Annotated in this window: 20 protein-coding genes; 13 read left to right on the top strand and 7 right to left on the bottom strand. The window is 74.8% G+C overall.

The genetic code is table 11. The annotated features are described in order from the left end of the window. The first annotated feature begins 101 nt into the window (after positions 1 to 101). The gene (locus ACFCX4_RS15225) at positions 102 to 2,933 is read left to right on the top strand and encodes a hypothetical protein (protein ID WP_376142460.1); all 2,832 of its coding nucleotides are present in this window, start codon (positions 102 to 104) and stop codon (positions 2,931 to 2,933) included. A gap of 71 nt (positions 2,934 to 3,004) precedes the next feature. Here the strand turns inward: ACFCX4_RS15225 and ACFCX4_RS15220 are convergent, their stop codons facing one another. From ACFCX4_RS15220 to ACFCX4_RS15210, 3 genes are all read right to left on the bottom strand, one after another. Further along, a complete protein-coding gene (locus ACFCX4_RS15220; protein ID WP_376142458.1) occupies positions 3,005 to 3,784 on the bottom strand; it encodes a VOC family protein in 780 nt (259 codons plus the stop codon). A gap of 121 nt (positions 3,785 to 3,905) precedes the next feature. Next, positions 3,906 to 4,394 carry a DUF5680 domain-containing protein gene (locus ACFCX4_RS15215; protein ID WP_376142456.1) on the bottom strand — a complete coding sequence of 163 codons (489 nt, stop codon included), beginning with the start codon at positions 4,392 to 4,394 and terminating at the stop codon, positions 3,906 to 3,908. Between the two features lie 129 nt (positions 4,395 to 4,523). After that, entirely contained in the window at positions 4,524 to 5,345 is an 822-nt protein-coding gene (locus ACFCX4_RS15210) for an alpha/beta fold hydrolase (RefSeq protein ID WP_376142454.1), read from the bottom strand. A gap of 292 nt (positions 5,346 to 5,637) precedes the next feature. Between ACFCX4_RS15210 and ACFCX4_RS15205 the strand changes: the two genes are divergently transcribed. From ACFCX4_RS15205 to ACFCX4_RS15195, 3 genes are all read left to right on the top strand, one after another. After that, positions 5,638 to 6,117, top strand: coding sequence for a flavin reductase family protein (locus tag ACFCX4_RS15205; protein WP_376142452.1), 480 nt, complete (start codon positions 5,638 to 5,640; stop codon positions 6,115 to 6,117). Between the two features lie 74 nt (positions 6,118 to 6,191). Then, positions 6,192 to 6,695 (top strand): DUF1877 family protein, encoded by a 504-nt coding sequence (locus ACFCX4_RS15200; RefSeq protein ID WP_376142450.1) that lies wholly within the window; start codon positions 6,192 to 6,194, stop codon positions 6,693 to 6,695. 180 nt (positions 6,696 to 6,875) lie between these two features. Beyond that, a complete protein-coding gene (locus ACFCX4_RS15195) occupies positions 6,876 to 7,973 on the top strand; it encodes a chemotaxis protein (RefSeq protein ID WP_376142448.1) in 1,098 nt (365 codons plus the stop codon). A 100-nt stretch (positions 7,974 to 8,073) separates the two neighbouring features. Here the strand turns inward: ACFCX4_RS15195 and ACFCX4_RS15190 are convergent, their stop codons facing one another. Then, positions 8,074 to 8,367: a helix-turn-helix transcriptional regulator gene (locus ACFCX4_RS15190; RefSeq protein ID WP_376142446.1), complete on the bottom strand. Its 294-nt coding sequence runs from the start codon at positions 8,365 to 8,367 to the stop codon at positions 8,074 to 8,076. A gap of 155 nt (positions 8,368 to 8,522) precedes the next feature. Here ACFCX4_RS15190 and ACFCX4_RS15185 point away from each other — a divergent pair, with 155 nt between their 5' ends. Further along, positions 8,523 to 8,828: a hypothetical protein gene (locus ACFCX4_RS15185; RefSeq protein WP_376142444.1), complete on the top strand. Its 306-nt coding sequence runs from the start codon at positions 8,523 to 8,525 to the stop codon at positions 8,826 to 8,828. A gap of 13 nt (positions 8,829 to 8,841) precedes the next feature. Here the strand turns inward: ACFCX4_RS15185 and ACFCX4_RS15180 are convergent, their stop codons facing one another. After that, entirely contained in the window at positions 8,842 to 11,430 is a 2,589-nt protein-coding gene (locus tag ACFCX4_RS15180; protein ID WP_376142442.1) for a SpoIIE family protein phosphatase, read from the bottom strand. Between the two features lie 44 nt (positions 11,431 to 11,474). Next, positions 11,475 to 14,936, bottom strand: coding sequence for a HAMP domain-containing protein (locus ACFCX4_RS15175; protein ID WP_376142440.1), 3,462 nt, complete (start codon positions 14,934 to 14,936; stop codon positions 11,475 to 11,477). Positions 14,937 to 15,232: 296 nt separating this feature from the next. On the opposite strand from ACFCX4_RS15175, the gene ACFCX4_RS15170 reads away from it, so the two are divergent. The 6 genes from ACFCX4_RS15170 (at position 15,233) to ACFCX4_RS15145 (ending at position 18,513) form a co-directional block, all read left to right on the top strand. After that, entirely contained in the window at positions 15,233 to 16,135 is a 903-nt protein-coding gene (locus ACFCX4_RS15170; RefSeq protein ID WP_376142438.1) for a SigB/SigF/SigG family RNA polymerase sigma factor, read from the top strand. 117 nt (positions 16,136 to 16,252) lie between these two features. Continuing rightward, positions 16,253 to 16,645, top strand: a complete 393-nt coding sequence (locus ACFCX4_RS15165; RefSeq protein ID WP_376142437.1) for an STAS domain-containing protein — start codon at positions 16,253 to 16,255, stop codon at positions 16,643 to 16,645. 154 nt (positions 16,646 to 16,799) lie between these two features. Then, positions 16,800 to 17,276, top strand: a complete 477-nt coding sequence (locus tag ACFCX4_RS15160; protein ID WP_376142435.1) for an ATP-binding protein — start codon at positions 16,800 to 16,802, stop codon at positions 17,274 to 17,276. A gap of 113 nt (positions 17,277 to 17,389) precedes the next feature. Continuing rightward, positions 17,390 to 17,788 (top strand): SsgA family sporulation/cell division regulator, encoded by a 399-nt coding sequence (locus ACFCX4_RS15155; protein WP_376142433.1) that lies wholly within the window; start codon positions 17,390 to 17,392, stop codon positions 17,786 to 17,788. A gap of 112 nt (positions 17,789 to 17,900) precedes the next feature. Next, positions 17,901 to 18,200 (top strand): WhiB family transcriptional regulator, encoded by a 300-nt coding sequence (locus tag ACFCX4_RS15150; RefSeq protein ID WP_376142431.1) that lies wholly within the window; start codon positions 17,901 to 17,903, stop codon positions 18,198 to 18,200. 157 nt (positions 18,201 to 18,357) lie between these two features. Next, a complete protein-coding gene (locus ACFCX4_RS15145) occupies positions 18,358 to 18,513 on the top strand; it encodes a DUF6131 family protein (protein ID WP_376142429.1) in 156 nt (51 codons plus the stop codon). 46 nt (positions 18,514 to 18,559) lie between these two features. Here ACFCX4_RS15145 and ACFCX4_RS15140 read toward each other — a convergent pair whose 3' ends face one another. Next, positions 18,560 to 20,329 (bottom strand): oleate hydratase, encoded by a 1,770-nt coding sequence (locus tag ACFCX4_RS15140; protein WP_376142427.1) that lies wholly within the window; start codon positions 20,327 to 20,329, stop codon positions 18,560 to 18,562. A gap of 358 nt (positions 20,330 to 20,687) precedes the next feature. Between ACFCX4_RS15140 and ACFCX4_RS15135 the strand changes: the two genes are divergently transcribed. Together ACFCX4_RS15135 and ACFCX4_RS15130 are read left to right on the top strand one after the other, a co-directional pair. After that, positions 20,688 to 20,951, top strand: a complete 264-nt coding sequence (locus ACFCX4_RS15135) for a hypothetical protein (protein WP_376142425.1) — start codon at positions 20,688 to 20,690, stop codon at positions 20,949 to 20,951. A 172-nt stretch (positions 20,952 to 21,123) separates the two neighbouring features. Continuing rightward, the gene (locus ACFCX4_RS15130) at positions 21,124 to 22,500 is read left to right on the top strand and encodes an erythromycin esterase family protein (RefSeq protein WP_376142424.1); all 1,377 of its coding nucleotides are present in this window, start codon (positions 21,124 to 21,126) and stop codon (positions 22,498 to 22,500) included. Positions 22,501 to 22,565: the final 65 nt, after the last annotated feature.

The raw sequence follows: 22,565 nt of genomic DNA, 5'->3' as shown, positions 1-22,565 counted from the left end.
CTACGGCGACGGGGCGCCGTTGGCCGGTGTGCCGGCGCCCCGCCGAACCCGGACGCCAACCGCACGACGGGACGCACGGCACGGCCGGGGGAGGAATCAGGATGCTGGACCACGGCGCACCCGCCCGGCACGGTGACGTCCACCGGCCCGCGGCCTGGGTCCGCACCCGGCTGCGCAGGGGGCGGACGGCGGCCCTGCTCACCGCGCTGCTCGCGCTGGTCGCCGTCTTCACGGCGACGGCGCTGCCGCGTGCCGTGGACCGGGGCGCGGACCGTGCGCTGGGCCGGGTCGTCCTGGACCGCGGCCTGAAGGCGACCAGCCTGCACGTCGCCGCCCGCCCGCGCGCCGGCACGGCGCCCGCCGAGCTCGACGGGCAGCGCGACCGCCTCGCCGGGCTCGTCGGCGCGGACCTGCCGCTCACCCGGGACGGCGAGCACCACGGCACCCGCGCGCTGACCGACCGGGCGATGCCCAACGACGGGTACGACCGGCCCGGCGGGATCGCCCCGCAGCTGCACCTGATGTACCTCCAGGGCATCGCCGCCCGCGCGACCCTGACCGAGGGCGGCTGGCCCGGACCGGCCGTCCCCGGTGAGCCGCTGCCGATCGCCGTCAGCGGGCGGGCCGCCGAGAGCATCCGGCTCGCGGTCGGGGACGTCGTCGACAGCGGACCCGGCGCGGACGGCACCCCGGCCCGGGTCCGGATCACCGGCCTCTACCGCGCCGACGACCCCCGCGAGCGCTACTGGCAGGACCTGCCCTGCCCCGAACGCGCCTGCCTCAAGACCCTCGACGGCGGCGGGGTCCGCTGGGAGACCGCGGGTGTGGTGGCCGGGGAGAGCCTGTCCGCGCTGCTGGCCTGGGGCGGGGGCGGCGAGGACTTCTGGCGGCTGCCCCTCGACGCGCACGCCCTGCGCGCCGACCGGCTCGCCGGGCTCCGCTCCGGCGTCGCCTCCTACCTGGCCGGCCCCGGCGCCGTCCGCGCGGCCGAGGTGACCGGCCGCCCCGATCTGACCCTCACCACCCTGCTGCCCGAGGTGCTCGCCGGCGCCGCCGCCCGCCACCGGGCCACCGCCCCGCTGGCGGCGATCGGCCCGGCCGGGGCCGCGGGCGCCGCCGCCGTGGTGCTCTGCCTGGCCGCCGCCCTCGCCGCCGACCGGCGGGCCGCCGAGCTCCGGCTGCTGCGGGCCCGCGGCGGCTCGCGCACCGGCATCCTGCTGCGGCTGCTCGGCGAGAGCGCGGCGACCGTCCTGCCGGCCGCCGCGGCCGGTGCCGCGCTCGCCCTGGTCCTGCTGCCCTCGCCGCGCTGGACGGCGGCGGTCCTGGCCGGCGCGGCCACCACCCTGCTCGCGCTGCTGGCCCTCCCGGTCCGCGCCGCCGTGCTGTCGGCCCGCCCGGAGCGGGACGGCCCCCGGCCGGCGGCCGGGCGGCGCCGGCTCGTCGGTGAGCTGCTCGTCCTCGTGGTCACGGCGGCGGCCGTCGCCGGGGTCCGTCGCCGGGGCGCGGCCCCGCCCGAGACGGGACCGGACCCGCTGCTGGTCGCCGCCCCGCTGCTGGTCGCGCTCGCCGGCGGTCTGCTGCTGGCCCGCGTCCAGCCGTGGGCGGTCGGCCGGCTCGCCGCCATGGCCCGGCGCGGACCCGGCCTGATCGGCTTCCTCGGCCTGGCCCGGACGGCCCGCGGCCCCGACGGCTCCGGCGGGCGCCACCGGCCCGCCGTGCTGCCCGCGCTCGCCCTGCTGATCGCCGTCACCACCGCCGGGTTCGGAGCCACCGTGCTCGGCGCCGTCGACGGCGCCCGGCTCCGCGCGGCCCGCACGGCCGTCGGCGGCGACGCCGCCGTCCTGGTCCCGCCCGACGCGCCGCTGCCCGGGGCCTTCCTCGCCGCCGCCGGGGCCCTGCCGGGCGTGCACGCCGCCACCGCTGTCCGGACCGAGCGGCAGACCTACGTCCTCGGCGCCGGCCGGCTCGCCGTCCAGGTCACCGCCGTCGTCGCCGAGCCCGGGGCGTACGCGGCGATCGCCCGCACGGTCGGCGCCGGCACCTTCGACCCCGGCCTGCTGGCCGTCCCGGCCGGGGCCCCGGCCGGAGCCGGGGCCCCGGTGCCGGCCCTGATCAGCCCCGGCCTCGCCGAACGGTTCACCGCGGGCCCGCAGCGGCTGCGCACCCCCGGCGGCGAACTGCTCGCCACCGCGGTGGGCACCGTGGCCGCCACGCCAGCCCTCCCCGAGGCGATCCGCGAGTTCGTCGTGCTGCCCGCCGGCCCCGCCGCGGCCCGGGTGCCGGACCTCGCCCGCGCCGACAACTGGCTGGCCGCCGGAGACGTCGACGGCGACCGGCTGCGGGACCTCTTCGTGCACAGCGGCCTCGCCGACGCGACGGGCCTGGCCGAACTCCTGCGCGAGGAGGCCCGGGAGGTCAGCAAGGAACCGGACGGCATTCCCGACGGCTACCGGGTGCGCACCAGCCGCGAGCTGGACGCCCGGCTGGCCGCCGACCCCCTCCAGCGCTCCACCGTGCGGCTGTTCTGGTCGGCGGCCGCCGCCGGCGCCGGGTTCGCCCTGCTCGCCGTGCTGCTGACCGTCCTGCGCGCCGCGCCCGACCGGGCCGCGCTGCTCGCCCGGCTGCGGACCATGGGCCTGCGGCCCCGTCAGGGGCCGGCGCTGATCCTCGCGGAGACCGTTCCGCAGGCCCTGGCGGCCGTGGCCTGCGGGGGTGTCGTCGCGGTGGCCGTCGTCGCCCTGCTCGGCCCGGCCTTCGACCTCTCGCTGCTGGTCGGCGCGGCGGTGGACGCCCCGCTCGCCCCGCTCGTGCTGCCGGTGCTGCTGCCCACCGCCGCCCTCGCGCTCCTGGTCTGCGCCGCGGTGGTGCTGGAGGCCCTCGTCTCCGGCCGGCGCGCGATCACCACCGAGCTGCGGGCGGGCGACGAGGGCTGAGCCCGCCGCCCGCCCGGGGACGGCGGGCACCCGGTGCCCGGCGAACGGCCGACGGCCGACGGCCTGTGGGCCTACGCCGAGGCCGGGCCGATCAGGGCGAACGGCGCGCCCTGCGGGTCGGCGACCACCGTCATCCGGCCGGCGACCATGTCGAACGGCGGGGCCAGCACGGTGCCGTTGCGCTTCACCACGGCGTCCGCGCTGGAGTCCACGTCGTCGACCGCGAAGTAGGTCAGCCAGTGCGCGGGGGTGCCGGGCGGGTCGTTGGCGAGCAGCGTCACACCGCCGACGGCCCGGCCGCCGACCCGCAGCTCCCAGTAGGCGTCCGCGCCCTCCAGCGGCTCGATCTCGATGCCGAACGCCGCGCCGTAGAACGCCGTGGTGCCGGGCACGTCGTCGGTGTGCAGCTCGTTCCAGGTCAGTGCGCCGGGCTCGTTGACCACCCGGGCGCCGAAGAACGTGCCCGGCTGCCAGACCCCGAAGACCGCGCCCTGCGGGTCGGCGGCCACCAGCATCCGGCCCAGGTCGCCGACGTCCGTCACGGGCGCCAGCAGGGTGCCGCCGGCCGCGACGATCGCGTCCTGGGTGGCTCGGGCGTCGGTGCTCGCCAGGTAGCCGGTCCAGACGGTCGGCGGCTCCGGCGCGCCCTCGGGGCTCATCGTCGGGCCGATGCCGGCGACGGCCCGGCCGTTCAGCTCGCAGACCGCGTAGCCGCCGAACCCGGCGGGCCCGACCGCGCCCTGCCAGCCGAGCAGGTCGCGGTAGAAGTCCAGCGCGGCCTGCTGGTCCTTCGCCATCAGATCGACCCAGCACGGGGTCCCGGTCGCGTACGGCGTGGTGACTTCGGGCATCCTCGCTCCTCCTCGTGAGATCCCCCGCCGGTCACCATCCCCCCGTCGGCCCGCGATCCGCCCACCGACACGCCGCCGCCCCGGCCGGAGGACGGCCGGGGCGGCGGGGGTGACGACGTGCTCAGTCGAGGATCCGGCCCCCGTGGTAGCGCAGCTCGTAGGCGCGCAGGCCGGCGGCGGTCAGGATGTGCTCGACGCCGTGGAACCGGTCGACGCTGCCGGTGGTCTCGTCGACGTAGGTGAATCCGCCGGCCGTGTGCCGGAAGCCGCCGAGGAAGCGGCCCTCGGAGTACAGGGCGGTCAGCGCGGCCTTGACGGTCTCGCCCGCGGTGAACGCCGTGATGTCGTCGGTGAGCAGGTAGCCGTGGTAGTTCATGGCCCACACCGGCCGGTCCCCGAGGTGGACGGTCTCCTGTCCGAGGAAGTCGGTGCCGCCGAAGTAGCTGTCCCGGTAGACGAGTTCCCCCTCGCGGTAGGCGAGGTCGTGCGAGTTGGTCCGGCTGGGTGCCACGTGCCCGCCGCCGCCCGCGTAGGTCGCGGACTTGGCACGGACGACGAAGCCGTGGAGGTCGTCGGAGGAGAGGCCGGTGGAAGTGGGATCGGTAGACATGCACGGTGTCCTACCAGCCGGCACCGACAACCGGCCCGCGGGCCGGCCCCAGGCCGTCCGGCGGTGGGGGAGAACCACTGCCGGACGGCCGGGGCCGGGGTTTGTCGGGCGGGGGCCGTCGGGCCGGGGTCAGCTCGCGACGAACGCGACGAGGTCCTTGGTGAACTCGGCCTCGTAGGCGCCGACCAGGCCGTGCGGGGCGCCCGGGTAGACCTTCAGGGTGCCCTGGGGGAGGAGCTTGACGGACTTCTCGGCGGCGGCCGCGATCGGGACGATCTGGTCGTCGCTGCCGTGCGCGACCAGCACCGGGATGTCGATCTTCTTGAGGTCCTCGGTGAAGTCGGTCTCCGAGAACGCCTCGACGCAGTCGAGGGCGCCCTTGAGACCGGCCTGCATGCCCTGCAGCCAGAACTCGCGGCGCTTGCCCTCCGAGACCTCGGCCCCGGGGCGGTTGAAGCCGTAGAAGGCCTCGCTCAGGTCGTAGTAGAACTGCGAGCGGTCCGCGGCGACCCCGGCGCGGATGCCGTCGAAGGCGGAGAGCGGGGTGCCCTCGGGGTTGGCCTCGGTCTGCAGCATCAGCGGCGGGACGGCGCCCAGCAGGACGGCCTTGCGCACCCGCGAGGTGCCGTGCCGGCCGAGGTAGCGGGTGACCTCGCCGCCGCCGGTGGAGTGGCCGACCAGCACCGCGTCGGTCAGGTCGAGCTGGTCGAGCAGCTCGGCCAGGTCGTCGGCGTACTGGTCCATGTGGTTGCCGTCCCACGTCTGGGTGGAGCGGCCGTGGCCGCGCCGGTCGTGGGCGATGACGCGGAAGCCGGCCGCCGCGAGGTCCACGGCCTGGTGCTCCCACGCGTCGGCGTTCAGCGGCCAGCCGTGGGACAGGACGACGGGCCGCCCGGTGCCCCAGTCCTTGTAGAACTTCTGCGAGCCGTCGGAAAGGGTGATGAAGGGCATGGGTGGCCTTTCGGTCGTGCTCGGGGGAGTGAGCAGGGGGAGCGTGCGGGGGCAGGGGGTGCGCCGGGCCGGAACGGCCGGGCCGCCGGTTCTCAGCATGCCGCGCCGTCCGGCGCCCGGCATCGCGTCGGCGCCTCCTGTGCACACTGGGACAAGTCCCGTGCCGTCCGGGTCATGTTCCGGCCGTGGCGCGGCACCCCGGGGCGTCCCCGGCGGCCGTGAGCTGCGGCGGGCCCGGGCGGGCGGCCCGCACCCGGGGCGGCGCCCGGCCCGTCCGGCCTACGCTGGTGGCATGGGCGAGTTCGAGGCTTTCACGGCTCTGCTGGACTACCCGGTGTACGTGGTCACCGCGCCCGGTCCGCCACCCGAGGGCTGCCTGGTCGGCTTCGCCGGCCAGTGCTCGATCGACCCCGCCCGGTTCGTGGTGTGGATCTCCCGGGTGAACCGCACCCACGGCGCGGCCCTCGCGGCCGAGGCGCTGGGCGTCCACCTGCTGCCGTACGGGCACGGACTGGCCGAGCTGTTCGGCGGGCACACCGGGGACGACACCGACAAGTTCGCGGACGTCGAGTGGTACCACGGGCCGTACGGGGTGCCGGTGCTGCCGGAGGCGCCCGCGTGGTTCGTCGGCCGGGTGCTGGACCGTGCCGAGTGGGGCGACCACACCGGTCTGCTGCTCGCCCCGGTGGCCGTCGGCGCCCCGCCCGGGGAGGCCGCGCCGGTGCTGTCCTACCGCGACGTGGCCGGCATCGACGCCGGGCACCCCGCCTGAGCGCGCCCGCCCCGCCCCGCGCCGGGGCTCCGGCGCTCGCGGTGGCTGTCGGTGGTCCGTCCTAGGGTGCCCGCATGGGGATGATCGGCAGGTACGTCCGGCTCAGTGCCGGAGAGCTGGCACGGGCCGAGCGGGATCCGGAGTGGGTCCTGGAGTTCGTCGGGGAACTGGACGAGGAGGCCGGGGCCGGCCGGTCGGCGGGCGGGTGGGCCCGGCTGCACGGGACCGGCCGGGCCTGGCAGGCGCTGGACTTCCTGCTGCGCAGGCGGGAGTTCCCGGTGGACGTCGTGCACGGCGAGGAGGAACTGGCCGGCGCCGAGGACTGGGGCTACGGGCCGCCCTGCCGGATCCTGCCGGACCGTGTCCGGCTCGCCGCCGACGCGCTCGCGGCGCTCGACCCCGGCCGGCTGACCGAGGGGGTCGCCGCGGCGGACCTCGCCGCGGCCGGGGTCTACCCGCAGGGCCTGTGGACCTCGGAGGACTCCCTCTACCTGGTGACGGCGGAGTACCGCGCGCTGTCGGACTTCCTCCGGGCGGTCGCCACCCGCCGGCACGGGGTGCTCGTCTGGATCGAGTGACCCCGCCGGACCGCGTGACGCCGCGGGCCCGAGCGGGAGATGGCGACGGAGGGTGACCGGCCGGGGGCGGACGGCAGGGCAAATGGGGGTGCATCTCGGTACATTGAGGACATTCGGGAGCAGTCCCGGGCCTAGCGTGTCCACGCACAGAAGGCAGGTACGCCTTCGGAAAGGGTCACCATGCAGCGTGCCCTCAGCCCCGCCGTCCTCGCCGAGCTGCGCCGGCCGCGGCCGTATCCGGCGGTGTCCATCCTGATGCCCACGCACCGCCGGGAGCCCGACAACGCCCAGGACCCGGTGCGGCTGCGCAACCTGCTGGCGGAGGCCAAGGAACGGATCCAGGCCGACCCGGCGGTCTCCCGCGCGGACCGGATCGACCTGCTGGAGCAGCTCGACCGCGCCCTCACCGAGGTCGACCTGGTGCACGCCGAGGACGGCCTGGCGATCCTCGCCGCCCCCGGGGAGCACCAGGTCTGGTCACTCGGGCGCACCGCCCCCGCCCGGGTGGTGCTGTCCGACACCTTCCTCACCCGCAACCTGGTCGCCGCCCAGGCCGCCGAACGCCCCTACTGGGTGCTCGCGGTCGCCGCCGACCGGGTGGTGCTCTGGGGCGGCGACGAGGAGCGGGTCACCGAGGACAAGGAGCACGGCTTCCCGCTGGTGCGGGTCTTCGACAACCCCGACCCGGAACGCCAGGAGCGCATCGGCGACACCCCGAGCACCTTCCGCGACGAGGAGACCAAGACCTTCCTGCGGCAGGCCGACACCGCGATCGGCAAGCTGCTCGCCGCCGAGCGCCGCCCGCTCTACGTGGCCGGCGAGGCCGCCGCGCTCGCCCTGCTGGACGCCGTCGGCCCGATCGCCAAGGAGGCGACCGAGCAGATCCCGTACGGCGGCCTCGCCCAGGCGGACGCCGAGACCGTCCGCAAGGTGGTCGAGCCCGCCGTCCGCGCCCACGCCGAGCGGGCGAGCGCAGAGGCCCTCGCCCAACTGGACACGGCGCGCGGCCGGCAGGCGTTCGCCGCCGGTCTGGACGAGGTCTGGCAGGCGGCGGGCGACGGCCGGATCTCCCGCCTGGTGGTCGAGGAGAACTTCCGCACCACCGTGCGCGACGACGGCGAGCACCTCGTCCCGGCCGCCTCCGACGAGTCCGGGGCGCGCGAGGACATCGTCGACGAGGTGATCGAGCGGGCCCTGGACACCGGGGCCGAGGTCAGCTTCGTGCCGGACGGCGCGCTCTCCGACGGCGGCCGGGTCGCCGCCGTCCTCCGTTACTGAGCGCCGCCGCGCCGACCACCGCGGGCCCCGGCCGCACGGCCGGGGCCCGCCGGCATCCGTCCCGCCGGTGGTACCAGTGGTACCGGTGGCATCAGCGGCATCAGCGGAGCAGCACCGAGAGCAGTTCGGCGAGCGTGAACCCGGACTCGGCGGGGTGCCGCAGCTGCTTGCTGTCGATGACGCTGTAGTGGTTGGTCCGGCCGTGGCGCTCGTGGCTGAGGTACCCGGCGTCCTCCAGGTCGACGATGATGCGCTGGACGGCGCGCTCGGTCAGCAGGCAGCGGGCCGCGATGTCCCGCACCCGGATGCCGGGATCACGGGCGATCTGGACGAGCACGCGTGCGTGGTTGGTGAGGAAGGTCCACTGCCGCGTGGTCGCACTGCCGTTCTCCATGGACCAAGAATAGGACCGTCGATTCACGACACCGGAAGCACGACATCGAATTCGTGCAATGGTTGACAGGTGAGCCGAACGGGCGAACAGTGAGGGTTGCGCCGGGCGCACATTTCCGCACCCCGCCGGCGCCGCCGCTTCCGGGAGATGGTTCCGTGACCCAGCCGAGCAGGGAAGGACTGGAGCGGCTCGCGTCCTTCCTGACCGAACACGTGGGCCCGCCCTGCGAGGAGGGTGAACACGCCTGCCGTGTCGAGCCGTTGCAGCGGCAGGTGCGGCACGCCGTGACGGGCATCGACGCCTATCTGACGGCGGTGGAGACGAGCGACGGCACGGCGAAGTACCTGCACGAGCAGGCGCTCGGCCTCTGGCAGGGCCTGGAGCGCATCGCGCGGGGCTGGACGGACACCCCCGCCGAGCCCGCGGAACGGGCCGCCGGCACCGCCGCGCCCGTGCTCTGACGCCCGACGCGCCCTAGCGGACGGAGATCCCGACCAGACAGGTGTCGTCGTCGGTGTCCGCGCTGCTGTAGCGCAGCAGGTGGTCCAGGTGATCCTCCAGGCCGTTCGCGCCGGCCGGGGCAGCGCCCCGGGCCTGCTCGGCGAGGGAGAGCAGCCCGGCGAGCGACGCCTGCAGGGACTCGTCCCGGCGCTCGATCAGCCCGTCGGTGTACATCACCAGGGTGTCGCCCCGCTCCAGGACGATCTCGCCCTCCTCGTAGTCGGCCTGGTCGACGGCGCCGAGCAGGATGCCGCCCAGCAGCGGCAGCGTCGTCGCCCGGTTCCCGCGCAGCAGCACCGGCGGCGGGTGGCCCGCGCGCGCCCAGCGCAGCCGGCGCTCGCCCGGCCGGTAGAGGCCGCAGACCGCCGTCGCGGTGACGTTGTCGGTGAGGTGGTGGGTGACGCTGTTCAGCCAGCCCAGCAGCTGGGCCGGCCCGGCGCCGGTCGCGGCCAGGCCGCGCAGCGCGTTGCGCAGGGCGACCATTCCGGTGGCGGCCTCGATGCCGTGCCCGGCGACGTCGCCGACGCAGAGCAGGACGTCCCCGGAGGGCAGCGGCAGGGCGTCGTACCAGTCGCCGCCGACCAGGTGGCCCTTCTCGGCCGGGCGGTAGCGCACGCCCACCCGCAGGTCGGGCAGGTCCAGCGGGCCCCGCGCGGGCGGCATGATCGCGTGCTGCAGTTGGAGGGCCAGCCGGCTGCGTTCGGCGGACTGCTGCTCGCTCTGGGCGAGCTGGTCCCGGGTGGCCGCGAGCGCGACCTCCGTCCAGTGCTGGGCGGAGATGTCCTGGTAGGCCCCGCGGACGGTGCGCAGCCCGCTGCCCGGCTCGGGCACCGGTTCGGCGACGACCCGGATGTGCCGGGTGACACCGTCGGGCCGCTGCAGCCGGAAGGCGGTGGACGCCGGGCGGTGGTGGTGCAGCAGGGTGCGCAGGAACCGGCCGATGGCCTGCCGGTCGTCCGGGTGGGCGTGGTCGGCGAGCTGGTCGAGGGCGATTGGCGAGGCGGTCGGCGGCAGGCCGTGCAGCTCGAAGAGGGTGTCGTTCCAGGCGATCCGGCGGCTCCGCAGGTCCTCCTCGAAGCCGCCGATCCGGCCCAGCCGCTGCGCGTGCTGGAGCAGCCTGGCCACCCGCGGGGCACCGTCCTCAAGGCGCCAGACCACGGCCAGGTGCCCGCCGTGCCGGCTGATGCTCACCTGCGCACTGGTGACCAGCGGGACGCCGTCGACCAGGGCGGCCAGCCGCAGCGCCGGGGTGCGGAACGGCTCACCGGTGGCGAGGACGTGTTCGACCTTCTCGGCCAGGCCGCCCGGCTCGGCCGCCAGCGGGTACGCCTCCAGCAGCCGGGCGCCGGCGATCAGCCCGGTGGGCCGGCCGGCGAAGTCGACGAACGCCGGGTTGACGTGCCGGATCACGAACGGTGGCGGGACGTCGTCCGCGTCGGGGGCCACCCGCAGGATCATGCACGGGTCGAGCAGGCCGTCCGTCAGCTGCCGCAGCTCCTCGAACGGCGGGTCGGCGGCCTCGGGTGCGGCCTCCGCCCGGACGCTCGCCGACTCCAGGGTGGCGGCTGCGACCTCCGCGAGCGCCTCGAACTGCCGCTGCAGCGGCTGCGACTGCTCGGGCAGCGCCTCGTGCCAGCAGAGTTCCAGGACGCCGATCAGCCGACCGCCCTTGCCCGCCGGGACGGCCAGCCGGCCGCCCCGGATCTCGTGCTGACCGATCGAGGGCAGCGAGGCCTCCGCGAGCGTCGGGTAGCCGACCGCGGCCCGCTCGTCGAGGGCGCGCCGCGCCGGGGTCGGCACACCCGGCGGCACATGGCGCCAGCGGCGGGCCTCCTCCGGGTGGAAGCCGGCGCTCCCCGCCAGCGAGAGCGAGAGGTCCGGGTGGGCCGCCCAGACCGCGACGGCGGCGACCCCGAGCGGGAGCAGCGCGTGCTCCAGCATGGCGCGGGCCGCGGCCGCGGCGTCGCCGCCGGCCAGCGCGTCCGCCTCGGTGCTGCGCAGCCGCACGGCCACCGGTTCGGGGACCGGTCCGTCCGGGACGGCGGCCGGCGGCCCGTCCGGCGGTGCGGCCGGGGTCCCCTCCGGCGGGACGGCCGCGCCGGCGACGAACTCCCGGGCGAGCGCGGAGATCTGGTCCGCCGCGGCCTGGTTGACCAGGTCGGCGGCGAGTGCCAGGGGCGTCACGCCGGCCTGCTCCGCCAGGCTCTCCAGCTGTCCGGCCGCCTCGGTGGGCCCGCAGCGCAGCCGTTCGACCAGCACGCCGACGCCCATCTCGACGACGGCGCGGCCGGCCGAGTGCGCCTGGGCCCGATCCAGTTCCAGCCGCAGCCGCTCCACGGTGCCGGCGAGCCGGCCGACGGCGGTCGCCTCCCCGCCCGGCGCCGGGCCGTCCACCGCCGTGCCCGCCGTCACCGTGCCGGCCGGCGCCTCCCCGCCCGCCGGGCCGTCCACCGCCGCCCCGCCGTTGCGGGGCACCACCGCCCCGCCGGAGGGGGCGGGCAGGCGGTGCGGCGCGGCCGGCGCGGGGAGGCCCGGCGTGGTCGGATCCTGGGACTGGTGCACGGTGCTGACTCCTGGAGGTCGGAACCGGTGGCCGCGGCGGACGGCTACCGGGTGAGGTGGTGCTTGATCCGGCCGATCACCTCACCCGCGTCCACCGGCTTGGTGATGTAGTCGCTGGCGCCGGAGGCCAGGCTCTTCTCGCGGTCCCCGATCATCGCCTTCGCCGTGACGGCGATGATCGGCAGCCCCTCGTGCTCGGGCATCGCGCGGATGGCCGCGGTGGCCGTGTACCCGTCCATCTCCGGCATCATCACGTCCATCAGGATCACGTCGATCCCGGGGTGGGCGGCCAGCGCCTCCAGCGCGGCGCGGCCGTTCTCCGCCTGGAGGACCCGCATGCCGTGCAGCTCCAGGATGCTGGTGATCGCGTAGAGGTTGCGGTCGTCGTCGTCGACCACCAGCGCGGTGCGGCCCGACAGGGTGGGGTCGGTCTCCGGGCTGAAGGGGGTGTTCCGCTCGGTGCCGCGCACCAGCGGCAGCACGCCGCCGGGGTGGTCGGCGCTCATGTGCAGGGCGATCCGTTCGCGCAGCTCGTCGAGGCTGGACAGGAACTCCGGAGGCCGGCTGCCGTCCCGGTGCACGGCCTGCTCGTCCTCCGCGCCGACGCCGCGGTTGTGGTGGGCCAGCACCGGGACGGCGTGCAGCGCGGGGTCGCGCTCCATCTCGTCGAGCAGCGTCCCCGCCGTGCCGTCGGGCAGGTCGAGTTCCAGGACGACGCAGTGGCAGGCGGCGGTGGCCAGGGCGGTGGCGGCCTCCTGGGCGCCGACCGCCGTGACGATCTCGACCTGCCGGTGCGGTCCGGCGTACCGGGCGAGGTCGGCCACGGCGTTCTCCGCGACCAGGGACAGCAGGCCGTTCGGGCGGCCCTCGACCACCAGCAGGCGGCGCGGCCCCTCGCCGGCGGCGGGGTCGTCGGGGGTCCGGTCCCGGTGCGGGGCCGCGGACGGTTCCGGGGCGCGGTCCAGCGCGCGGCGGGGCGCCCCGGCGGTGCCGGCCGTGACGGCGTCGGCGCGGGTGGCGGGCAGGTAGAGGGTGAACGTGCTGCCCCGGCCAAGGGTGCTCTCCACGGTGATGGCGCCGCCGAGCAGGTAGGCGATCTCCCGGCTGATCGACAGGCCGAGCCCGGTGCCGCCGTACTTGCGGCTGGTGGTGCCGTCCGCCTGCTGGAAGGCGCCGAAGACCGTCTCCAGGTGCTGGGGCGCGATGCCGATGCCGGTGTCGCCGACCCGGAAGGCGAGCACCGCGCCGCCGTCGCGCCGCACGCCGTCGGGCAGTTCCGCCAGGGTGGCCGGTTCGATCCGCAGCTCGATCCGGCCCTGCTCGGTGAACTTGACCGCGTTGGACAGCAGGTTGCGCAGCACCTGGCGCAACCGGTAGTCGTCGGTGAGGAGTTCGGCCGGCACGCCGTCGACGGTCTGCACCGCGAAGGCGAGGTTCTTCTGGCCGGTCATCGGGCGGAAGGTGGCCTCGACGTAGTCGAGCAGCGCGCGCAGCGGCACCGGCTCGACGTTGACGTCCATCTTCCCGGCCTCGACCTTGGAGAGGTCGAGGATGTCGTTGATGAGCTGGAGCAGGTCGGAGCCGGCCGAGTGGATGATGCCGGCGTACTCGACCTGCTTGGCGGTGAGGTTGCGGGTGGGGTTCTGGGCGAGCAGCTGGGCCAGGATGAGCAGGCTGTTGAGCGGGGTGCGCAGCTCGTGGCTCATGTTGGCCAGGAACTCCGACTTGTAGGTGGAGGCGAGCGACACCTGATGGGCGCGCTCCTCCAGCTCCTGGCGGGCCTGCTCGATCTGCAGGTTCTTGGCCTCGATGTCGCGGTTCTGCGTGGCGAGCAGCTCCGCCTTCTCCTCCAGTTCGGCGTTGGAGGCCTGGAGCTCCTCCTGGCGCGCCTGCAGCTCCTCGGAGCGGGCCTGGAGTTCGGCGGTGAGCCGCTGGGACTCGCCGAGCAGCTCGTCGGTCCGGGCGTTGGCGATGATGGTGTTGACGTTGACGCCGATGGTCTCCATCAGCTGGTCCAGGAAGTCCCGGTGGACCTGGGTGAACGGCTGGACGGAGGCCAGTTCGATGACGCCGAGGACGAGTTCCTCGACCACGATCGGCAGCACCACCAGGGACAGCGAGCCGGTGCGGCCGAGGCCGGAGGAGGCGGCCAGGTAGCCGGTCGGCAGGGAGTCGACGGTGATGGTGCGCCGGCTGCGCGCGGCCTGGCCGACGAAGGACTCGCCGAGCCGGAAGCGGGTGGGGCGCTCGCCGTCGGGGAACGCGTAGGAGCCGACGAGCTGCAGCACCGTCCCCTCGGGCGCCTCCTCGGCCAGGTAGAAGGCACCGCACTGGGCGGAGACCAGCGGGGCGAGTTCGTCCATCACGGACTCGGCGACGACCACGAGGTCGCGCCTGCCCTGCATCAGCGCGGAGAACCGGGCGAGGTTGGTCTTCAGCCAGTCCTGTTCCTCGTTGGCGCGGGTGGTCTCGCGCAGCGACTGCACCATGAAGTTGACGTTGTCCTTGAGGTCGGCGACCTCGCCGGAGGCGTCCACGGTGATCGAGCGGGTCAGGTCGCCGGCCGCGACGGCGCTGGTCACCTCGGCGATGGCGCGCACCTGCCGGGTGAGGTTCCCGGCCAGCCGGTTGACGTTCTCGGTGAGCCGCTTCCAGGTGCCGGAGACGTCGTCGACCTGGGCCTGGCCACCCAGCCTGCCCTCGCTGCCGACCTCGCGGGCCACCCGGGTGACCTCGTCGGCGAAGGAACTCAGCTGGTCGACCATCGTGTTGATGGTCTCCTTGAGTTCGAGGATCTCGCCGCGGGCGTTGACGGTGATCTTCTGGGAGAGGTCGCCGCCGGCCACCGCGGTGGCCACCTGGGCGATCGCGCGGACCTGGCCGGTGAGGTTGCCGGCCATGAAGTTCACCGAGTCGGTGAGGTCGCGCCACGTCCCGGAGACGCCCTTCACGTCCGCCTGGCCGCCGAGGATGCCCTCGGTGCCGACCTCGCGGGCCACCCGGGTCACCTCGCCGGCGAACGCGGACAGCTGGTCGACCATGGTGTTGACGGTGTTCTTGAGTTCGAGGATCTCGCCGCGGGCGTCGACGGTGATCTTCTGCGAGAGGTCGCCCTTGGCGACGGCGGTGGCCACCTGGGCGATGTCGCGCACCTGGGTGGTGAGGTTGCCGGCCATCGCGTTGACCGAGTCGGTGAGGTCCGCCCAGGAGCCCGACACGCCAGGGACCTGGGCCTGGCCGCCGAGCCGCCCCTCGGTGCCGACCTCCCGGGCGACCCGGGTCACCTCCGAGGTGAAGCGCGACAGCTGGTCCACCATGCCGTTGAAGACGGTGGCGATCTCGCCCAGCAGCCCGTCCGCGTCGTCCGGCAGTTCGGTGCCGAAGTCGCCGTCGCGGACCGCGGTCAGTCCGGCCAGGAGCAACCGGAGCTCCGGCTCGCCCACCTGCGCGGGACCGGGCTCCCCGGGGTCGTGCCGCGGGCCGTGGAAGGTGGTCGGGCCGGCCATCGAATGTCGCCTCCGTAGAACGCCGGGGCCCGCGGGCCCGCATCCGATCGTGGGCCCCGGGGAGCGGGTCCGCGGACCGTCCCCCGGGCGTGGTGGGTACCGCCCCGGAGGCTACCCCAGTCGTTACGGAGGTTGAAAACGATTGGGTGCCCGAGGCAACCTTCTGGGAGGCACCGCGACCGCGGTGCCGTCCAGCCCCTGCCACGTGCACAGAACCTTCACAAAGGTCGACTGCATCCTTTCCCGGATCGGGGGTAGCGGGCGCTGGACCGTGCCGACACGACGGAAGGACTCCCATGGTGGCCACCACCGGTGAACTGATCGTTCCCGCCGCTGCGTCGACGCAGGCCCCGGCCGGTGCGACAGCACCCGGGGCAGGACTGCGGGACCTGCTGCCCCCCGAGATGGCGGCGGTGGAGGATCCCCGGGAGATCGCGCCGGCGGACGCCCGCGAACTCACCCGGGTGCTGCTCCGCCGGCTGGCGACACTGGAGGAGGGGACCCGCGAGTACTCGTACGTGCGCTCCACGCTGGTGGAGATGAACCTCTCCCTGGTGCGGTTCGCGATCCGCCGCTTCGACTCGCACCGCGAACCGAAGGAGGACCTCCTCCAGGTCGGCGCGGTCGGCCTGATCAAGGCCATCGACCGCTTCGACCCCGAGCTCGGTGTGGAGTTCACCACCTTCGCGATACCGACCGTCCTCGGTGAGATCCGCCGCCACTTCCGCGACACCACCTGGGCCGTCCACGTTCCGCGCCGGCTCCAGGAACTGCGCATCACGCTGGCCAGGGCCCAGGAACGGCTCTCCCAGCGGCTGGACCGCGCCCCGACCGTGGCCGAGCTGGCCGAGGACCTCGGGATCGCGCCCGAGGAGGTGGTCGAGGGACTGACCGCGGCCAACGCCCACACCGCCGGTTCGCTGGACGGCGGCGGCGGGGACGACGGCGAGGGCCCGAGCCCGGTCGGCGAGCAGCTCGGCGAGGACGACCGGGAGCTCGCACTGGTCGAGGACCTCGTCGCCCTCAAGCCCCTGGTGACCGCGCTGCCGGAGCGCGACCGCCTCATCCTGTCGATGCGCTTCTGCGAGGACATGACGCAGTCCCAGATCGGGGCCCGGCTCGGACTCTCCCAGATGCACGTCTCCCGGCTCCTCAGCCGGACCCTCCGACATCTGCGCGAGGGGATGGAGGCCGTCTGAGCGTGCCGCACGGCACGTTTTCGGGGGCGCGTCGGCCCCGGCCCACCACCCCTCACTTGGCCGACGGGCCCGATCTCCGTATGGTCGGAAGGCACGTACATGGAGGGGACGAGGATGATGCCACCCGACGATGACCGGGGAGAGGCCGTACTGGCCGCTTCCCTGCCCAGGCCGGATCTCCTGGTGGAGACCCGGTCCGGGCCCGACGGCACGATGGTCTGCGTCCTGGCGGGCGACCTCGACGTCGAAACCCTGGCACCGGCGGCGGAGGCACTGGCCGCGCTGGTCGCCCAACGGCCCACGGCCGTCGTGGTCGACCTGCACGGGGTCGGCTTCTGCGACTCCTCGGGCCTGAACGTCCTGCTCCGCACCCGCCTCGCGGCGGAGCGGCAGGGACTGGAGCTCAGGCTCGCCGCCGTGCCGGCCACCGTCATGCGGGTGCTCGACCTGACCGGGGCGCGAACCGTGTTCGCGATCCACGAGTCGGTCGGCGCCGCCCTGGCCGGGTGAACCGGCCCGAGGGGCCGGCCGCCCGGCGCGCCGGACCGGGCGCGCGCCACGGCGCGCGGTCCGGTCCGGCGGTGGCAGGCATAATTCCGGAACCGCCGGGAAACCGACCAAGCGGAAATCCGCTGTCGATCCGAAAGGGCGCCCTCGTATGACGATGAGCAGGGGAACCCTGGACGGAGACCCTCTCCAGGTGGGGCCCGCGGCCCCTCCCGGCGGCCAGCGCAGGCGACTGACCCTGGCCGGTCTCCCCAAGCCGGTCTCCCGTGCCAGGGCGTTCACCGCCGCGGCGCTCGGTGACTGGTACCCGTCCCTGGGCGGGCCGGGCGCCGGTGACGGAACCGCGGAGGACGTCATCCTGCTGGCGGCGGAACTCGTCGCCAACGCGATGCTGCACGGCGACGGCCCGCTGGAGATCGTCCTGGAAGTCACCGAGGCCAGGCTGAGGGTCGAGGTCAGCGACCGCAGCGAGGTCATGCCCGCCCCGCGGCAGCCGCACAACCCCGCCCTGCCCGGCGGGCACGGCCTGTTCATCGTGGAGCGCACCGCCGACCGCTGGGGCGCCGAGCCGCACAGCCAGGGCAAGACGATCTGGGCCGAGGTCGACAACCGGCGGCTGCTGACCGGCGGCTGAGCGCCGCGGCCCGTCCCGTCCGGACGCGTCGCCCTTCGCCCGCATGAGTGGGGCCCGTCGGGGCAGACGGGTCCCCACAGTGTTCGCACCACAGGTTGCGGGAGGGCGGGGCGATGGCGGACGTCGTAGCGGTACGGCTGAGGATGCGTCTGATCACGGGGGAGGCGCAGGGGCGCAGCCTGGACGTCGAGTGCCGCTACGAGGCCGGCGACCCGTTCGCCGTCCGGCTGGACTTCGGCGCCGACGAGGGGGCGGTCTGGGTACTGGCCCGCGACCTCCTCGCGGCCGGCCTGCGCGAGCCGGTGGGGGACGGCGACGTCCGCATCGAACCGAGCCGCACGGGCGAGCACGTGTACATCGCCCTGGGAGGCGAGACCGGGATCGCGCTGCTGAACGCGCCCGTCCGCCCGCTGACCCGCTTCCTGCGGGCCACCGGCCGGGCGGTGCCGGTGGGCACCGAGTCCGATCGCATCGACTGGGACCGGTGGCTCGACGCGCTGCTGTCGGCCTGAGGGGCCCCGCGGCGGGCCCGCCCCGTACCGGTGCGGAAGCCGGAGGAATGAACCGCCGCATCGGGGTTAGACGAGCCGACAACACCGACCACCCCGACCGGAAGGAGCAGTCGTGACCGACCTCTCCCGCCTCCCCGGCGCAGTGGAGCACCACTGGAGCTGGCAACTGGAAGGAGCCTGCCGCAGCGTCGACAGCAGCATCTTCTTCCACCCCGTGAACGAGCGCGGCGCCGCCGCGAAGGAGCGGGAGGCGAACGCGAAGTCGGTCTGCGCGCGCTGCCCGGTGCGGGTGCAGTGCCGCCGCTACGCCCTCGCCACCCGGGAGCCCTACGGGGTGTGGGGCGGTCTGACCGAGGAGGAGCGCCGTGCGCTGTTCACCGACTTCGGCGTCCCGGGCAGCCGGGCCGCGTAGCGCGGCCGGCCGCCCCCGCCGGGAGCGCTGCCGGCGGCGCGGCGCCCGGCGTGTTTGCCCGGCCGGGCGGGTGGTAGACGCAGCACCGGGACGCGGTCGGGTCTCGTCGGGTCACCCGGCCGCGACCCCGGCCGCCCGCACTCACCAGGAGGATTCCGTGATCGTCCTCGGCGTCGTACTGCTTGTCATCGGCCTCGTCACCGGCCTCTCGTTCCTGTGGACCATAGGTGTGGTCCTGGTGGTCATCGGCCTCGTGCTGTGGATCGCCGGTGCTCTCGGGCACGCGGTCGGCGGACGCCGGCACTACTACTGACGGAGGGCCCCCGCCGGTCGCACGCGTGCGCACCGGCCGCCCGCCGTCACCGCCCCTCGTCGATCAGGCCGAACTCCTCCAGCAGCGCGCCGACCTCGGTCGCCTCCAGCCGGTGCAGCAGCCGCTTGCGGAGGAACTCCGGCCCGGGAAGATCCAGTTCGGCACCGTCGCGCAGCCGGCTGGTCGCGGCGAGCAGCTTGCGCACGTCGTAGGTGGAGTTGAACACCTCGGGCACCCCGCGCTCGACGTCCAGCAGCCGGTAGACCGCCTCCATACCGGTGCGCACCGAGTACTCGGTGGTGAAGATGCAGTCCCGGCCGGTCTCCGCGAACTGACCGATGAAGGCGAAGTTCACGGCGCCGTCGGGCACCACCTGCGGCCGGTCGCCGGCCCGGCGCGGCAGGAAGAACGACGTCACGTAGGGCATCATCACCGGCACGCAGCGGGCGCCGGAGGCGGCGAGCTCGCGGATCTCCGCCTCGGGGACGCCCAGGTGGTACAGCCACTCCTGGGTGATCTCCTCGCCGGTGCACTCCTGCATCGGCTTGCGGACGAAGTCCCCGGGCCGGTCGACGAACAGCGAGTACACCCAGACGACGATCTGGTCGGACGGCTGCTGCTTGAAGTGCGGCTGCCGGTTGACGGTCCAGCTCAGCAGCCAGGAGGAGTCCCGGGCGGTGACGATCCCGCCGGTGACCACGCCGCCGCTGAACGGGTCGCGCTTGGCCACCCGCCGGATGTGCTCCGGGATGCGCCGGTCCAGGGTGGTGACGGTGGCCGACTCCCACTTGCTCTGCGGAATGTTGCCGCAGAAGACCTCGGGGCGGCCGAACGCCGGGTCCTTGGCGGCGATCCGCCGCCACAGGTCCCAGGCCGGGGCCGGGCCCTCGTTGAGCCGGGCCGGGGTGTGCTGGTCGCCGTTGTCGGAGTTCTCGGTGAGCGAGCCGATGGTGGTGAACACCAGGTCGTCCTCGCCGAGGTCGGTGCCGCCCGGCCGCCCGCCCTCCTCCCAGTGGATCCGGGTGGCCCGGCGGCGCCCCGGCGCGAGGTCGAAGTCGATGTCGGTGACCTCGGTGTCGAACCGGAAGGTCACGCCCTGGTCCATCAGCCAGCGGGTGAGCGGCAGCACCATCGACTCGTACTGGTTGTACTTGGTGAACTTCAGCGCGGAGAGGTCCGGCAGGCCGCCGACGTGGTGGACGAAGCGGTGCAGGTAGAGCTTCATCTCCAGGGCGCCGTGCCACTCCTCGAAGGCGAACATGGTCCGCCAGTACAGCCAGAAGTTGCTGTCCAGGAAGTCGCGGCCGAAGACCTCGTCGATCCGCCTGCCCTCCAGCTCCTCGCGGGTGGCGAGGAAGATCCGTACCAGGTCCTTCTGCGCCCGGTCGTTCAGCGCGAACCGGTTGTCGGTGCCCGCGTCCCGGCCGCGCCGCTCGGTGACCCGCTGGAGGGAGAAGTTCGGGTCGTCCTTGTTCAGCCAGTAGAACTCGTCGAGCACCGAGGCGCCCTCGACCTCCAGCGACGGCACCGAGCGGAAGAGGTCCCACAGGCACTCCATGTGGTCCTCCAGTTCGCGGCCGCCCCGCACCACGAAGCCCTTCTCGGGCTCCTTGATGCCGTCCAGCGCGCCACCGGGCAGCCTCAGGCGCTCCAGGACGGTGATCCGCTCGCCGGGCACCTGTCCGTCGCGCACCAGGAAGGCCGCCCCCGCGAGCGACGCCAGCCCCGCGCCGACGAACCAGGCGCTCACCCGGTCGGCCCGCTCGGGCTTGCGCGGCCGGGCGAACGCCTCGTAGTTCCCGCTGCTCCAGTACACGTGCACTCCTTCGATCGGTGGACCCGCCGTCGCGTGCCGGCCGGACGGTCTCCGCGACCCCGGCCCACGCTCGCCAACGGCGCCTTCGGCGGCAACGCGGCGGGTCCGGCCGGGTGACACCCCGGCGGCCCCGCCGCGTGCGCCGTGATCACCAGGCTGCCGGGCGCGGGGCCGCGGCGGACCGGTCCACCGGGACCGGGTCGCGGTCCGAAGGTCCCGTACCGCCTGTGCGCTTGGTCCCGGTTCGCGGCCCGTCCACCGGGGCAGCCCGTGCGCCCACGAACGGTGGCTCGGGGTGACGGCCACGAACAGCCCACCCCGGGTGTCCGCGCGGCCGTTCCCGTCCGATCCTCGACTCATGGCCTCGATCGTCGTCCTCTACGAACTGGAGCTCGCCCGGGTGCTCGGCCCGGACGGTGTCGAGCCCGCCGTCGTGGGCGTGCACGCCGCCGGAGCGGACCCGGACGTCCCCGAGGACCCGCTGCCGAGCACCCTGTGCGGGCGGGACACGGTGGACATGGAGCACGCGCACTTCCGGCCCGGGCTGGGCGAGCCCTGGTACCCGCCGCCGCTCGCCGAGCAGCGCTGCCGGGAGTGCGAGCGGGCTCTGCGGACGCTGTAACGGCCGACGGGCCGCCCGCGGGCGGGGGGCCGGCCACCGAATCCGGCAGGGGGTTTCCCCCGGGGAATCCGGTGGCCGTCCCCAGCGCGCCGCCGCCCTCTCCGACGTGATGATCGACTCGGTGAACGCCGAGGCCGTCGGCGTTCCGACGAGTCGAGGAGCGAGCGGAACCATGGCACACAGCAAGCGGATCGGGCGGCGCGGACTGCTGGCGGCGACGGCGGCGGTGGCGGCCGCGGCCGTCCTGGCCCCGGTGGCGGCGGCCGCGGCCCCCGTGCCCCCCTCGGCCCCCGCGGTCGCCGACCCGGCGCAGGCGGAGCGGGCCGCGGTCGTCCGCGCGCTGGAGAGCGTCGCCCAGCCGCTGCGGACGACGGATCCCGGTGGCCGCACCGCCGACCTGCGGGCCCTGGACGCGATGATCGGTGATGCCAGGATCGTCGGGGTCGGCGAGGCCACCCACGGCTCGCACGAGTTCTTCGCGATGAAGGACCGGCTCTTCCGCCACCTCGTGGAGGAGAAGGGCTTCACCGCCTTCGCCCTGGAGACCAGCTGGACCAGCGGCCTGCAGATCGACGAGTACGTCCAGGGCGGTCCCGGGGACGCCCGGCAGCTCGTGAAGGACGCGCTGGGCGGCAGCCCCTGGGAACGCGAGGAGTTCGTCGAGCTGATCGCCTGGATGCGCTCCCACAACCGCACCCACCCGCAGAACCCGGTCCACTTCCTGGGCGACGACCTCGGCCTCCCGAGGCTGGGCGACCGGATCTTCGAACGGGTCACCTCCTACGTCGGACGGGTTCGCCCGGAGGCCCTGGCGCGGCTCACCGGCCTCTACGCCGGCCTGCGGCCGCTGGACGACCTCGTCGGATACCTGCAGAAGCCGGTCGCCGAGCGCCGGGGCGCCGCGGTCCTGGCCCAGCAGGCGTTCGAGCTGGTCGCCGCGAGCGGCACCCCGGGCGAGGACGCCCACGAGTGGGCCGTCCAGCACGCCCGGAACATCGCCGAGACCTTCGCCTTCGCCACCCTGGACCTCGCCGACCCGGCCTCCGTCTCCGCGGCGGAGCAGCTGCGCGACAAGTCGATGGCGGACAACACCGCCTGGTGGCAGCGCCGCACCGGCGGCAAGGTGCTGATGTCCGCGCACAACGGGCACGCCGGCTACCTGTCCACCGACACCTTCCTGTACCCCGAGCCGCAGGGCTCCCACCTCCGGGACGCCTACGGGCGCGACTACGTGGCCATCGGCTTCAGCTTCGACAGCGGCGCCTTCCTCACCAACGACGCCGTCCTGACCGGCGACTGGAAGACCGTCACCGTTCCGGCGGCGGCACCGGACATGAACGAGTACACCCTCGACCGGGTCCGTTTCCGCGACTACTACGTCGACCTGCGCACCGCGCCCCGGGTCGCGCGCGACTGGCTGAACGTCTCCCGCCCCACCTACGACGCCGGCTCGATCTTCGTCGGCGACCCCATGCCGAGGCTCGCGATCGGCCGGGCCTACGACGTCCTCGTCCACCTCGACCAGGTGACCCAGGCGCGCAAGTTCTGACCGCCCGCCTGTCCGCCCCGTCGCCTGCCCGACCCCCTGAACCGGTCGGGGCCGGGCCCCGGACG

Source organism: Kitasatospora sp. NPDC056327 (assembly GCF_042261735.1).
Lineage (GTDB): Bacteria > Actinomycetota > Actinomycetes > Streptomycetales > Streptomycetaceae > Kitasatospora.
The sequence above is the reverse complement of the archived record's forward strand: the minus strand, read 5'-3'. Positions and strand labels throughout refer to the sequence as shown.